This is a genomic window from Kiritimatiellia bacterium, from assembly GCA_026417735.1.
GTDB lineage: Bacteria > Verrucomicrobiota > Kiritimatiellia > PWTM01 > PWTM01 > CAACVY01.
Genome location: JAOACR010000011.1, coordinates 41,743 through 55,594, shown reverse-complemented (window position 1 = coordinate 55,594; position 13,852 = coordinate 41,743). Strand labels below are relative to the sequence as shown.

At 71.0% G+C, this 13,852-nt stretch carries 11 protein-coding genes; 7 read left to right on the top strand and 4 right to left on the bottom strand.

All coding sequences use genetic code 11. The features are described 5' to 3' along the window. Positions 1–164: 164 nt before the first annotated feature. Positions 165–1,616 (bottom strand): sulfatase-like hydrolase/transferase, encoded by a 1,452-nt coding sequence (locus N2652_06590; GenBank protein ID MCX7818857.1) that lies wholly within the window; start codon positions 1,614–1,616, stop codon positions 165–167. 152 nt (positions 1,617–1,768) lie between these two features. Between N2652_06590 and N2652_06585 the strand changes: the two genes are divergently transcribed. The 5 genes from N2652_06585 (at position 1,769) to N2652_06565 (ending at position 8,150) form a co-directional block, all read left to right on the top strand. After that, on the top strand, positions 1,769–1,972 hold the full coding sequence (locus N2652_06585) for a DUF6485 family protein (protein MCX7818856.1): 204 nt from the start codon (positions 1,769–1,771) through the stop codon (positions 1,970–1,972). A gap of 159 nt (positions 1,973–2,131) precedes the next feature. After that, positions 2,132–2,446, top strand: coding sequence for a hypothetical protein (locus N2652_06580; protein ID MCX7818855.1), 315 nt, complete (start codon positions 2,132–2,134; stop codon positions 2,444–2,446). A gap of 33 nt (positions 2,447–2,479) precedes the next feature. Then, positions 2,480–6,040, top strand: coding sequence for a DNA polymerase III subunit alpha (gene dnaE / locus N2652_06575; GenBank protein MCX7818854.1), 3,561 nt, complete (start codon positions 2,480–2,482; stop codon positions 6,038–6,040). Continuing rightward, entirely contained in the window at positions 6,037–7,107 is a 1,071-nt protein-coding gene (hydE, locus tag N2652_06570; protein MCX7818853.1) for a [FeFe] hydrogenase H-cluster radical SAM maturase HydE, read from the top strand. The genes dnaE and hydE overlap by 4 nt, the downstream gene beginning before the upstream one ends. Then, positions 7,104–8,150 carry an alcohol dehydrogenase catalytic domain-containing protein gene (locus N2652_06565; GenBank protein MCX7818852.1) on the top strand — a complete coding sequence of 349 codons (1,047 nt, stop codon included), beginning with the start codon at positions 7,104–7,106 and terminating at the stop codon, positions 8,148–8,150. The genes hydE and N2652_06565 overlap by 4 nt, the downstream gene beginning before the upstream one ends. An 88-nt stretch (positions 8,151–8,238) precedes the next feature. Here N2652_06565 and N2652_06560 read toward each other — a convergent pair whose 3' ends face one another. Genes N2652_06560 through N2652_06550 form a run of 3 tightly spaced genes read right to left on the bottom strand, consistent with a single transcriptional unit; the run spans position 8,239 to position 12,614 of the window. After that, the gene (locus N2652_06560) at positions 8,239–9,150 is read right to left on the bottom strand and encodes a hypothetical protein (GenBank protein MCX7818851.1); all 912 of its coding nucleotides are present in this window, start codon (positions 9,148–9,150) and stop codon (positions 8,239–8,241) included. Further along, positions 9,119–11,179: a tetratricopeptide repeat protein gene (locus N2652_06555; protein MCX7818850.1), complete on the bottom strand. Its 2,061-nt coding sequence runs from the start codon at positions 11,177–11,179 to the stop codon at positions 9,119–9,121. The genes N2652_06560 and N2652_06555 overlap by 32 nt, the downstream gene beginning before the upstream one ends. Beyond that, on the bottom strand, positions 11,133–12,614 hold the full coding sequence (locus N2652_06550; protein MCX7818849.1) for a tetratricopeptide repeat protein: 1,482 nt from the start codon (positions 12,612–12,614) through the stop codon (positions 11,133–11,135). The genes N2652_06555 and N2652_06550 overlap by 47 nt, the downstream gene beginning before the upstream one ends. A 41-nt stretch (positions 12,615–12,655) precedes the next feature. Here N2652_06550 and rlmB point away from each other — a divergent pair, with 41 nt between their 5' ends. Then, complete coding sequence (gene rlmB, locus N2652_06545) at positions 12,656–13,441, top strand: 23S rRNA (guanosine(2251)-2'-O)-methyltransferase RlmB (GenBank protein MCX7818848.1); 786 nt, start codon at positions 12,656–12,658, stop codon at positions 13,439–13,441. Further along, positions 13,438–13,842 (top strand): hypothetical protein, encoded by a 405-nt coding sequence (locus N2652_06540; protein ID MCX7818847.1) that lies wholly within the window; start codon positions 13,438–13,440, stop codon positions 13,840–13,842. Before rlmB ends, N2652_06540 begins: the two co-directional genes overlap by 4 nt. Positions 13,843–13,852: the final 10 nt, after the last annotated feature.

Sequence of the window (13,852 nt, the reverse complement as noted above, 5' to 3'; positions counted from 1 at the left end):
AAGACGCTCCGGCGACGGCGTGCGGGCGATCGGTCCGCCAGGGGCGGCAGGTTGTGCGCGGTGTCATCGTCCCGGAGCACAATGAGGAAATTCGGTCGCGTCGTGGGCGGGGTCGTTGCGCTGCACGCGGTGGTCTGCGGCAGCACCGCAGTGTGCGCGCAGTTTCACGGCGGTTCATCCTCGCGCGGACCGCGGCGCGGTGTGGCGAGCACCTTCGCGTATTCCCAGCGCGCGCGCCACGCCTCGAGATAGGGCTGGTAGAGTGGCGAGTTCCACCACATCGTCCGCGGTGGATCGGGGCGCTCGAGCTGCCGCTGGGGGTAGTCGCGGCCGGCAAAGCTCGCCTCGACGCTGGCCAGCCACTGCAGCAGCTCCACCTTCATCCGCTCCGCGATCGCCGGCTGCTCAGCGCTGAGATCGCGGCTCTCCGCCGGATCCGTCTCCAGGTCGTAGAGCTCGGCGGGCCCGTCTGGAAACTTCGGCACCACGAGCTTCCATCGGTCCGCGATCCAGGCGGCCTGGCGCTGATAGCGGAAGCCGATCGGGCGGGAACGGGAGGGGAGCTCGCGCTCAAACAGCGGTCGGAGGCTGATGCCGTCGATGGGTTGAATGAACACCTCCGGCGCCAGCCCGAGGATGTCGGCGACGGTGGGGAACAGATCCATCGTGCAGGCGGGGAACTTCGTGACGCGTGGCCGGATCACCGCCGGCCACTCGATGATGCCCGGCACGCGGATACCGCCCTCGTACAGCGTGCCCTTGTGCCCGCGCAATCCGCCGACGGTGTCGGGCCGGATCTTCGGCAGGCCTCCATTGTCGCTGCAGAACACCAGCAGCGTATTCTCCGCGATCCGCAGTTCGCGGAGCGCGGCGCGCAGCGCACCGAGGCTGCGGTCCATCGCGACGATCTCGCCGTGGTGCTCGGCCGAGTCCGGCCCAAGCGATGCAAACGCGGCGCGGTCCGGCGGCGAGGCGCGCCAGGGGCTGTGCGGCGAGCCGTACCAGATCACCAGAAACAGCGGACGGCCGGTGCCGACCTGCTCGCGAAGGTAGCGGATCGCTTCCGCGACGATCACTTCTGAGGAGTCCCCCTGAAACTGCTCGACCGTTCCGCGACGGCCGAGCAGCGGGTCGCGGTCGAAGTAGTTCGAGGACGACACCCACTCCTCGAAACCGAAGACGCCCGGATGGTATTCATCGCTGGCGAGCACCGGCACGCCGGGACCGGCCAAACCGTTGAGGTGCCACTTGCCGAAGTGGGCGGTGCGGTAGCCGGCCGCAGCCAGCGCCTGTGCGATCGTTTTCTCCTGGCGCCGCAGCGCATGGCCGTGGTTCAACGTTCCGCAGCGGTCGTGGGTGCGGCCGGTCAGCACTGTGGCGCGGGTGGGGGAACAGACGGGACCACCTGCGTAGAAGCGTTCGAACCGCAGCCCGGCGGCCGCCATGGCGTCGAGGTGGGGGGTCTTCAAGACCGGATGGCCCCGATAGCCGGTCTGTGCCCAGCCGAGATCGTCGGCCATCACGAAGATGATGTGGGGACGTTCGGCCGCGGGTACCGGACTCTGCGATCCGGCAACACCCGCCAGCGCTGTCGCCAGCCAGACTGCCCGGCACATGGTGTGGCCCCCTTCGCCCAACCGCGACTGCGGCGTCCGCGCGGCCGGTCCTGGCTGCAGCATAGGAGAGGTGCTCGTCGCGCACAAGGAGTCGTGTGTTCTCCGCGCCGGCAGGTTCCGCATGCTAAGATCTGTTGCAGGAGAATCGAGCGATGGAATGCCGGACCAGTGCGAACCGACGCAACTGCAACTGCACGTATGAACCCTGTTCGCGTAAGGGCGTCTGTTGCGAATGTCTGCGCGCCCATTTGGCGGCGCGGGAGCTGCCGGCGTGTTGTTTTCCGCCCGATGCGGAGCGGACGTGGGACCGGAGCTTTGAGGCGTTTGCGCGGCTGGTGAGGGACGGACGTGTGTGATGCGGGGCGCTCGTGTTGGGGCGCGGCCGCGCGGAGGGTGAGGCGCAGCGCCGCGGTGGCGCTGGGGCTCAGCCTTGCGGCGCTGGGAGCAGCGTACTGGCTGCCGGCGGGGGGTGTGCCGGCGCTGGAGTGTCGTTTTCGGCGGTGGACGGGCTGGCCGTGCCCGACCTGCGGCTACACGCGCGGCGTGCAGGCGGTGTTGCGGGGGCAGTGGGGGCGAGCGGCGCGGGACTGTCCGGCGGCGTTCGGCGTGACGATGGGGCTGGGCGGGGCGGCGCTGGCCGGCGCGGCTGCGCTCCTGCGCGGGCGGCCGGTGGCGATTCCGGTGGAGCCGGCGGTGCGGCGGCGGCGGCTGCGACAGGCGGGGTGGGTTGCGCTCGGCGTTCTGCTGGCGAACTGGATGTGGCGGCTCGTTCACCATCTGGTCTGAGCCGGCGTTGGCGGTGCTGGACCGCGACGCCCGGCGGGGTATAGTGGACCGGCCGGGCGGTGCCCCGGAGTTCGACGATGGCGGACTTCGTTCATCTCCACGTTCACTCGTTTTATTCGTTGCTGGACGGCGGCAACCGCATCAGCTCGCTGGTGGCGAAGGCCTCCGAGTTGGGCATGCGGGCGATCGCGCTGACTGATCACGGCAACTTGTACGGGGCGATCGAGTTTTATCTCGCGGCGCAAAAGGCTGGCGTGCGGCCGATTCTGGGGATGGAGGCGTACGTGGCGCCGCGCGGGCGCTTTTCGCGCGACGGCAGCGCGCGCGATGCGGCCGCGCACCTGGTGCTGCTGGCGATGAACGAGCGGGGTTGGGCGAACCTCCGCACGCTCAGCACGCAGGCGTTTCTTGAAGGGTTCTACTACAAACCCCGGATCGACCGGGAGCTGCTGGCGCGGCACCACGAAGGGCTGATCTGCACCTCTGCGTGTCTGAGCGGGGAGATCCCGCGCGCGCTGCTCGCCGGTCGCGAGGACGAGGCACGTCGCATCGCGGGCGAGTACCGCGACATTTTCGGGCGCGATCGTTTCTTCATTGAGATTCAGAACCAGGGCGTTGCGGACCAGACCCGGATCAACCCCGAACTGGTGCGGCTGGCGCGCGATCTGGGGCTGGGGCTGGTGGGCACCAACGACGTGCACTTTCTCCGCCGTTGCGACAAAGAGGCCCACCACACGCTCACCTGCATCTCGACGAAACGCACCGCGGACGATCCTGATGCGCTCGACCATCCCGAGGAACTGTACCTGAAGAGCCCCAGCGAAATGGCCGAGGCGCTGGGGGAGTGGCCCGAGGCGGTGGCGAACACGCTGCGCATTGCGGAGATGTGCGATTTGCGGCTCGACTTCTCGCGCAAGCATCTGCCCCAGTTTCCCACTCCGGATGGCAGCTCGCCCGACGAGTACCTGCGCCGGCTCGCGCACGAAGGGCTGCGCGCCCGCTTCGGCGGCCGCGAGCCCCCCGCGCCCTATCGCGAGCGGCTCGATCGGGAGCTCGCGGTGATCGCCGGCAAGGGATACAGTTCGTATTTCTTGATCGTCAACGACTTCGTTCAGTTTGCCCGGCGCAACGGCATTCCGGCCGCCCCGCGCGGCAGCGGCGTGGCAACGTTGCTCGGCTGGGCGCTCGGTATCGCGAATGTTGATCCGATCCGCTACGGGCTGTTGTTCGAGCGTTTCACCGACCCGCAGCGGAAGGAAGACCCCGATGTGGATATTGACATCTGCCAGGTCGGCCGTGCGCGCGTGCTGCAGTATGTGCGGCAGAAGTACGGCCACGTTGCGCAGATCATCACGTACGGCACGCTGAAACCGCGCGCGGTGGTCCGGGATGTTGCGCGCGTGTTCAAGTGGCCGCTCGACCGGGTGGAGAAGATCGTCAAACTGATTCCGGAGGGAGCGCGCACGTCGCTGGCGGCGCTGCTGGGGCTGACCGAGGGTGACGAGGACGAGGGCGACGAGGAGGACAGCGGCGCGCCACCGTCCGCGCCGGAGCTGCGCGCGGAGTACGACCGAGATCCCGAGGCTCGGCGGCTGATTGACCTGGCGCGGGAAATCGAAGGGGCTCAACGGCACGCCGGCGTGCACGCGGCCGGGGTCGTGGTCTGCGACCGCCCGCTGGAGGAGATTGTGCCGCTATGCCGGCCGAGCGACCGGCCAGACACGATCACGCAGTGGGACGGGCCGACCTGTGAAAAGGTCGGTCTGATGAAGATGGACCTGCTGGGGCTGAAGACGCTCAGCGTGCTCCAGCGGGCCCGGGAGCTGGTCCGTCAGCGCACCGGTGTGGATGTGGATCCCGACCAACTGCCGCTCGACGACGACGCGGTGTATGCGCTGTTCCGCGCTGGCGACACCGACGCGGTCTTCCAGTTTGAGTCGCCCGGGATGAAGCGCGTGCTGATCGAGATGCAGCCGACGCGCATCGAGGATTTGATCGCCGCGAACGCGATGTTCCGTCCCGGACCGATGGAGCTGATCCCCAGCTACTGCCGCCGCAAGGCGGGCCACGAGCCGGTCGAGCGCATTCATCCGCTGGTGGACGACATCCTCGCCGAGACGTATGGCGTGATGATTTACCAGGAGCAGGTGATGCAGGTGCTCAACCGGCTCGGCGGGTTGCCGCTGGGCCGCGCGCTGACGCTGATCAAGGCGATCTCGAAAAAGAAGCGCGACGTGATCGAGAGCGAGCGGGCGGCGTTCATCGAGGGCGCGCGGCGCAATGGCATCGGCGCGGCGGAGGCGCAGCGGCTGTTTGAATTGATCAGCCGCTTCGCCGGCTACGGCTTCAACAAGGCGCACTCCACCGGCTACGCGATCCTCGCCTATCAGACGGCCTGGTTCAAACGGCATCATCCCGCCGAGTTCTGGGCCGCAACCCTGACCTTCGAGTGCGACAAGATCGAAAAGCTCGGCCAGTACATCGCGATCGCGGTGAAGTCCGGCGTACCGGTGCTGCCGCCGGACATCAATCTGAGCGACGTGGAGTTTTCGGTGAACGATGGGGCGGTGCGGTTCGGGCTGGCGGCGGTGAAAGGGGTTGGCGAGGCGGCGGTGCGGGCGATCCTCGAGGCGCGGCGGAAGGTGGGTCGATTTGCGGACCTGGACCACTTTTGCCGCGTGGTGGATCGCCGCGCGGTGAACCGCGCCGCGATCGAGGCGCTGATCCGCTGCGGCGCGTTCGACCGCTGCGGAGGGTCGCACCGCGCGCAGATGCTGGCGGCGCTGGACGCGGTGCTCGCCTCCGCCGCGGACGCCGCACAGGACCGCGCCAGCGGGCAGCTCTCGCTGTTCGGCGCCGAGGAGCTCACCGGCATGCGCCGCTGGCCGGAGGTGCCGCGGTGGTCGCTGGCGGAGCTGCTCGCGGCGGAGCGGGAGACGCTCGGGCTGAGCCTGACCGGCCATCCGACGGAAGAACACCGTTGGGCGCTGGCCGCGCTGCGCTGGCCGGTATCGCTCTCGCTGGCGCACCCGCCGCCGCCCGGTGACGGACCGCCGGTGAGAGTCGGTGGTGCGATCGCGCGGCTCACGTATCAGACGGTGAAGCGCGGCCGCACGATGGGGCGGCGGATGGCGGTGTTCACGATCGAGGACGGCGCAACGGGCGAGCTCGAGGTGGTGCTGTTTCCGGATGCGCTGGAGCGCTGTGCGCCTGAGCTGTTGCGCGAGGGCGCGGTGGTGGTGGTGGAGGGCATGGTGCAAGCGAACTACCAGAACCGTGTGAGTCTGGCGGCGGAGCGGGTGATGTCGGTGGAAGAGGCGCTGAACCGCTGTGTCGGCAGGCTCACGGTGCGGTTGCCGGCGGCGATGCTGGACGACGCGGAGGCGCTGTCGGCGCTCGAAGATGCGCTGCGCGCCCACCACGGCACGCGCCCGGTGGAGTTCGAGGTCGAGTGGAGCGATTCGCCCCGCCGTCTGCGTATCCGCGCGGGGCCCGCCTGGAGCGTCACGGTGGGGAAGCCGCTTGTCGAGCGACTGGCGGGGTTGGTGGGCGAGGCTGCCATCCGCGCCATGCCGATGCCGGTGGAGACGCCGGCTCCCCGCCCTGTGCGGCCTGCGCGCACGGAGCCGGTCGCATGAGGGCGCCCCCCTCGGTGCCGACCCGTGCCGATGTGCTCGGCTGGCTCCGGGCGCGCGGCGCGGAACGAGAGGCGGTGTGGCGCGAGGCGGACCGCGTTCGACGGCAGTGGATGGGCGACGAGGTGTGGCTGCGCGGCATCGTGGAGTTCTCGAACGTTTGTGCCAACGACTGCCTCTACTGCGGGCTGCGCCGGTCGAACCGCCTGGTGCACCGATACACGATGGACGCGGGGGAGATCCTCGAGGCGGCTCGGGCGATGGCCGCACGCGGCGCCAGCACGATCGTGCTGCAGTCTGGTGAGGCGCCGTCGGCCGAGGGCGACCGGCGTCTGGCCGACATCATCCGGCAAATCCGCTCGACGACGCCGCTGGCGATCACGGTCTCGGTCGGCAATCGCCCGCGCGACGTGTACGCTCGCTGGCGCGATGCGGGCATGGATCGCTACCTACTGCGGTTTGAAACTTCCGATGCGGACGCGTTTGCGCGACTGCATCCCGGCAGCACGCTGGCGGACCGGCTGCGCTGCCTCGAGCACCTGCGCGAGCTGGGGGTGCAGGTGGGCAGCGGATTCATGATCGGTCTGCCCGGCGAAACGGTGGAGCGGCTCGCGGACAACCTGCTGTTGTGCCGCGCGCTCGACCTGGACATGGCCGGCATCGGACCGTTCCTGCCGCATCCGAACACGCCGCTGGCCGGCCAGCCCAACGCATGGGCGCACGATCCGGACATGTGGTTTCTGGCGATCGCTGCGCTGCGGCGGCTGCAGCCGCGCGCGCACATCCCCGCAACGACCGCGTTCGACGCGGCGTTGCCGGGCGGTCGCGACCGTGCGCTGCAGTGTGGCGCGAACGTGTTCATGCCCAACATGACGCCGCGGCGCTATCGGCGGCACTACTTGCTCTACCCGAACAAACCGTGCGTGGACGAGGAGCCGGGCGACTGCGCCGCTTGTGTCGCGCTGCGGCTCGCCGCGATGGGGCGGCGCATTGGCATCGGCCGCGGCGACGCGCTCCGCGAACCGCGCACCACCGCCGCCAGCGAGCGGAGGGAAGCGCCCTCGCGATGAAAATTCTTCGCCTGACCGGCATTCGGCAGCTGGAACTGCAGTCCGCCCCGCTGCCTGAGCTGCGCACACCGCGCGACGTCCGCATCCGGATCACGCGGGTGGGAGTGTGCGGCTCCGACATTCACTACTATGCGGAGGGACGGATCGGCAGCCAGGTGGTTCGCTATCCCTTCGCGGTGGGCCACGAATGCGCCGGCGTGGTCGACGCGGTGGGGCCCGCGGTGCGCGGCGTGAGGCCGGGTGACCGCGTCGCGGTGGAGCCGGCGGTGTCCTGCGGTGCGTGTGATCAGTGCCGTTGCGGGCGGCCCAACACCTGCCGGGCACTGAAGTTTCTTGGCTGTCCCGACCAGTTGGAAGGCTGCCTCGCGGAGATGATCGTGATGCCCGAGTCGAACTGCCTTCCGTTGCCGCCCGGGGCCGACGAGGATCTGGGTGCGTTGTCCGAGCCGTTCGCGATCGCGGTGTATGCAGTGCGCCAGAGCGGACCGATGGTGGGGCGCCGGGTTGCGGTGCTGGGCGCGGGTCCGATCGGGCTTTCGGTGATTCTGGCGGCGCGGGCCGAGGGGGCGGCGGTGGTGTACGCGACCGATCCGGTGCCAGAGCGGCGCGCGGCGGCGAGGCGGGCGGGCGCGGTGTGGGCGGGCGACCCGGAGCGCGACGATCCAGTGGGCGAGTTGGCGCGGCGCGAGCCGCTGGGGCTGGATGTGGTGTTCGAGTGCTGCGGTCAGCAGTCCGCGGTGGACCAGGCCCTGCGGATGCTCGGCCCGGGCGGGACGCTCTCGATGATTGGTATTCCGTCGGTGGAGCGAATCTCCCTGCAGATTGATCTGGCGCGCCGCCGGGAGATTCGGTTTCAGAACGTGCGCCGTCAGGCGCACTGTGCGGAACCGGCACTGCAGATGCTGGCGAGCGGCCGCGTCGACGCGCGCTGGATGATCACGCACCGCTATCCGCTCGAGCGCGCCGCAGAGGCGTTCGAGCTGGTCGAAGGGCTGCGCGACGGCGTGCTGAAGGCGATGATTGAGCTGGACGGCCAGCGCTAGACCTTGGACCGGCGCACGTGGAGGGGCAGCGGGTCTCTGCGTCGAGAGCGTCGGTGCCTGACCACTGGCGCATCGCGCGCTGTCCGGCTCAGCGCAGGCGGCGGGGGGCGTCGGGGGGTGGAGCGGGCGGATTCGTGGCCTCGGCGCCGGCGGCTCGCGCGTTCATCCAGGCGCGGCGAAACGCTTCCGCCTTGATTTCCGCCAGTTCCCTGGCTGCACGCTCGCGATCGAGCTGCTCCCGCAGCGCGCTGTCGCCCTTTTCGGGCCCGGCGGTGCGGGCCTCGTCACGAGCGCGCAGCCGGTTCTCAAGGTCGTCCAGCCGGGCGAGCGTGCGGCGCAGTTCCTCCCGGAGGCGGTCCCGCTCGGCCTCCGCTTCAAGGCGCTGCTGTTCGGCAAGCTCGTGAAGCGATTTCCACGTCTGCTTTTCCGCCGCGAACATTTGGTGCAGACGTTGGATCTCCTCCGGCTGCGGCGCGGCCGGCGGCGAGCGCTCGGGGGCGCCCGACTGGCGGCTGTCGCGTTCGAGTTCTGCGACGCGCCGACGGAGTTCGGCCAGCTCGCGGGTTCGCTGTTCGAGCAGGGATCGGAGCTCGCGGGTGCCGGGCGATTCGGCGGCGGGGGCGGCGGCCAGGCGGGCTTCCAGTGCGCGGATCCGAGCAGCGTCGTCGCGCGCTTGCCGAAGCAGATCGGCGCGTTCGGCCTCCGCGGCCGCCGCGACGCGGGTGACCGCGGCCAGGCGGGTGTTCGCCTCGTCGAGCCGTCGCCGCAGCGTTTCATTGTCGGCGCGGAGGCGTTCGAGCTCCTCCGCCAGGTCGGCGGCCCTGCGCCGCAGCGCGGCGGCGGCCTGTTCGACGGCCTGCAGCCGAAACGCGAGCGGGTCACTCCCGGCGCCGTCCGAGGGCGCCTGCGCCCGCGCGAGCGTCGCGATCGCGAGCATGAGGCGCAGTGCGATCGCGAGCGCGGCCGGCTCAGAGCCCGAGGCGTTGTTCGAGCTGCGCATCTGGCGGCTCTCCCAGCTCGCGGGCGCGGCGGTACAGTGCGCGGATCTCTTCCAGCGGCGGGTTGGGCAGGCTCATCAGCAGCGCGGCGAGGTTGAAGTGCGCTTGGCCGTCGTTCGGATGAAGCCGGATCACCTCGCGGTATTCCGCGATCGCGTCGTCGAGTCGGTTGAGCTTGTAGCAGGCGATCGCGAAATCGCGGTGGTAGGTCGGGTTGTTCGGCTCCAGCGCGACGGCTTTTGCGAACGCGCGGCCGGCGGCGCGGCGGTTGTTGTCGCGCGCCTCGACGAGTCCCAGCAGATGGTGACCGGCGGCGAGCTGGGGGTGGCGGTCGGTCAGACGCTCGGCGGCGGCGCGGGCGGGGCGCAGCTGGCCGAGCGCGAGCGCGGCGCGGCCGTAGCCGAGCAGCGCGTCCGGGTGATCGGGCGCGGCACTCAGCACGCGATCGAAGAGGTCCAGCGCCGGCGCGACCTGGTTGGAGGCCAGCAGGGAGACGGCGGTCTCCAGCTGCTGCTGCAGTTCGGGCGGCAACTCTGGGATGGGCGGCGGCGTCGCGGTCGTGGTGGGGGACGACTCCGGGGGGCGGCGCGTGGCAGATTCCTGAAGGCGGTCGCGTTCCGCGCGCACGCGTTCAAGCTCCTGGCGGAGCGCGTCGCGTTCGCGTTCCGCCTCACGAGCTTCGCGGTCGCGCAGATCGAGTTTCGCGGCGAGCGCCTGGAGGCGGGCTTCGGAGCGGCGAAGCTGCTCGCGTGTTTCCGCGAGTGCGGCATCGGTGTTGGCGGCGGGCTCCGGCGATTCGGTTCGGGCCGCCTCGAGCTCGCGCACGCGGAGCTGGAGCGTGGCGGCCTGTTCGCGGGCGGCGTCGCGCTCTGCGATCGTTTTTTCCAGCAGTGCTCGCAGTTCCTGTTCCGCGCGCGCTGCCGGTTCCGCGGCGCTTTTCAGCGCGCGGCCAAGTTCGCGGATGCGTTCGCGGTCGTCGCGGCGTTCCGCCTCGAGGCGCTCCAGCTCGGTGCGCAGCCGTGCGACCTCCGCGGCGGCCGCGTCGCGTTCGGCGGTGACCTGCTGCAGTTCGCGGGCGGGTGCGGTGTCGCCGCCGCGCGCTGCGGAGGTGGCGGAGGCTTTCAGCGCGGCGATTTCCTCGCGTGCGGCGTGGAGCTGCGCCGCGAGCGATTCCGCGCGGGCGGCGGTGGCCGCCTCGCGACGCGCGGCGGCGTCGGCGCGCTCGCGCGCCTCGCGCAGCTGCTGCTCGTAGGGCGCGGTGAGCCGGGCGGGGTCCGCCACGGTGGCCTCCAGTTCGCGCGCCCGCGACTCGGCGGCGGCGAGGCGCTCCTGCAGCGCGGTGGTGGTGCGTTCGGCGGCCTCGACGCGGCGCTGGAGCGCGGCGCGCTCGGTTTCGGCGGCGCGCAGTGCGGCGAGCGCTTCGCGGTGTTCCGCGACCGGCACATTCGCGCGAGCGGCGGCCAGCTCGCGCTCCAGTGCGGCGGACTGTTGCTGCGTGGCGGCGAGCTGGGCGCGAAGCTCCGCCAGATTCGCCTCCGCGCTGTCGGCCCGTGAGGTTGCGCGCTCGAGCTGCCGGCGGAGTTCGGCGAGCTCGTGCTGGAGGCTCTCGCGTTCACGTTGGAGCTGTTCGAGGGAGGCCTGCAGTTCGCGCAGCCGGTCGGCCGGCGCGGGCGCGCGCGGCTGAGCGGCGGCGGCCTGCACCGCGGGATCACCGAGCAGTGCTGCGATTCGCTTGCGGCAGTAGTCCATCCGGTATTCGATGGCGGCCGGCTTGTAATTCGGCCGCTCGCGGCGGAGCCGCTCGAACAGCGTGAGCGCCTCCTGGTAGGCGCCGAGCGCACGGGGCGCGTCGCCGGCCTCCAGCGCGCGGTCGCCGGCCAGCATTTGCTGATAGGCGGGTTTTTCCGGCAGCTCGCCCGACTGTGCGTTCGCGGCGAGGGGCAGCAGCACAAGCAGCGCGAGCGCGGCGCCGCGGCGCAGCAGGTCAGGGCGCCACATCCGGTTCCCGCAATCGTTGTTCGATCCGTTCATCTTTGGGCTCTCCAAGTTCGATCGCACGGCGGTAGCATTCAGCCGCGCGCTGTCGTTTGGGGGGATCGGTTTTGAGCAGACACACCGCGGCGTTGAACCACGAGAGGGAGTCGTCCGGCTCCAGGCCGGCGGCGGCGATGAAGGTGGCGGCGGCTTCGTCGTAGCGGCCCGCATCGTGGAGCGCGGAGCCGAGTTCCCGCGCGATGTCCGCGCGCAGCGGTGCGAGCTCGCGGGCGCGGCGCAGGTATCGGACCGCCTCATCGTGGCGGCTGCGGCGCGCGGCGACAGTGCCGGCCAGCAGCAGCCGGTCGGGGTGGTCCGGCGCGGCGGCGAGCAGCTGCTGTGCCTGCCGCTCGGCGGCGGCCAGATCGCCGAGCGCCAGCAACGTTTCCGCCAAGCCCGTGGCGGCCGAGGGATCACCCGGGCGCAGCCGCAGAGCTTCCTCGTAGAGTGTGCGGGCCTCCTCCCAGCGGCGCTCCTCGCGGGCAGTCGCCGCCTGAAGAAGCAGTTGAGTGAGCCGGGACTCATCGACCTCTTCAACCGGAACTAGCCGCATCGGCACAGGGGCGGCCTCGGAGGGCGGGGCGGCGGTGGTGAGCACGGCGACGGCCGTTGCCCCGCCGGTGGCGGAGAGGACGGGCACAGGAACGGGCGGAGGATTCGTCCATCCGGCCGGCGGCATCGGCAGGAGCGCGGTGCCGCTCGACGTGGTGGCGACGATGCTGGCGGGCGGCTCCGGTACCGGCCGCGGTGCGACGGTGAGGGTGGTGGTCGTGGCCTCCACCGCCGGCTCGGCGGTGGGCGGAGGGGCGGGAGGCGGCATCGTGACTTCCTGCGCGGGCTCGGCGGCTTCGGGCGGCGGGGCGTCCGGCTCGGTGGCGCTGCGCACGCGCCGCTCGAGATCGCGGACGACCGCGCGCAGACGAAGGCGGTCGCTCTCCGCCTCGTCCGCGCGGGCGCGTTCGCGTTGCAGCGAGGCGGCAAGCTCGTCGCGTTCCTGCGTGAGGCGCCGCAGGTCGCGCTGCACGGTTTGCAGCCGCTCGTCCAGCCCGCGCGCCTCCGTGGTGGCCAGCTCTGCGCGGCGATGGGCTTCTTCCAGATCGGTTTGCAGCCGGCTGATGCGCGCCTGCAGCGAGATGTTCTCGGCCTCCAGCTCGCGCACGCGGCCTTCCAGCTCGCGGTGGCGCGCTTCGGCCGCTTGTCGCGCCGCGCGCGCGCGGCGGAGTTCGCGGTCCTGTTCGTCCATGCGCAGCCGCAGCTGCTCGTAGCTGGCGCGGATGCGGGCGACCGCGGACTCGATTTCCGCCATCGGGTCGGTCGCGGTGGGGGCCGGATCGCGCGGGGGCGTCGTGTCGGGGTCCGCGGCGACGCCGCGCGCCAGCCAGAGGACGGCGGTGAAGGCGGCGATCCGGCCACTGGCACTGGTGTGAGGCATCGGTTGCGAGACCTGCGCTGATGCTATAGGAAGACCGCGTGATGCATCAACGCGAATCGGGCCCGGCTGAAGTGGAGTGGCTGTACGGGCGGCAGGTGCTGCTGGAGGTGCTGAGGGCGGGGCGGCGCCGATGCCGCGCGTTGTGGGTGGCCGAGGGGGTGCGGGAGGGGCCGACGGTGTCGGCGCTTGAAGGGTGGGCGCGGCGGCGCGGCGTGCCGGTGCGGCGGTGTCCGAAGTCCGAGCTGGACCGTCGCACCGCCAGTGCGAATCATCAGGGCGTGGTGCTCGAGGCGGAACCGTTTCAGGAGGCGGAGTTCGAGGAGGTGCTGGAGGCGACGCGTCACAGGGACGAGCCCCCGTTTTTGGTGGTGCTGGATCATCTGCAGGATCCGCAGAACGTCGGTTCGATCATGCGCTCCGCGGAGGCGGCCGGGGTGCACGGCGTGGTGCTGGCTCGCGACCGGGCCTGCGGCGTCACGCCGGCGGTGGTGCGGGCCTCTTCGGGTGCGGTGGAACACCTGGCGGTGACGCGGGTCGCGAACCTCGCGAACGCAGTGACGGAGATGGAGCGGCGGGGCATTCGCTGCTGGGCGCTCGAGGCGGCGGAGGACGCGCGGCCGATCTACGCATGGGATTTGCGCGGAGGCTTGGCGGTCGTGGTGGGCGCGGAGGGACACGGCGTGCAGAAGCGGGTTCGCGCGGCATGTTCGGGCTCGGTCGCAATTCCGATGCGTGGGAAGGTGGCCTCCTACAATGCCGCGGTCGCGGCGGCGATCGCGATGTACGAGGTGCGCCGGCAGCGCGACGCGTCGCTCCCGCCTCAATGACACTGCGGCACCACGCCGTTGAGGAGTTTGAACGGCGGCTGCACGAGATGTTCGGCCGGGTGGACCGCGCGCTTGAAGCGGAGTTCGGGTCCGTCGGGGTGCGGGATCCGCGCCGACCGCCCGCAGGCTCGATTGTGGACCACACCGCGGAGGGTCTGTTCCATTTGAGCGCGTCGTTCAGCGCGGGATTAGGTTCGGCGGCAGGGCCGGGATATGTGGTGACGCTTGACGTGCGGACGGTCGGACCGGTGCCGTTGGCGCTGAGGCGGCAAATCGAGGATCGCGCGCTCGAGTTGTTGCAGCGCGAACTGGCCGCGGCGTTTCAGGATCGCGAGCTCCGGCTCGTTCGGGACGGGCCGGTGTGGAAGATCGTCGGGGACCTTTCGTTGGGGCGCGCATAGGCGGCAGAGG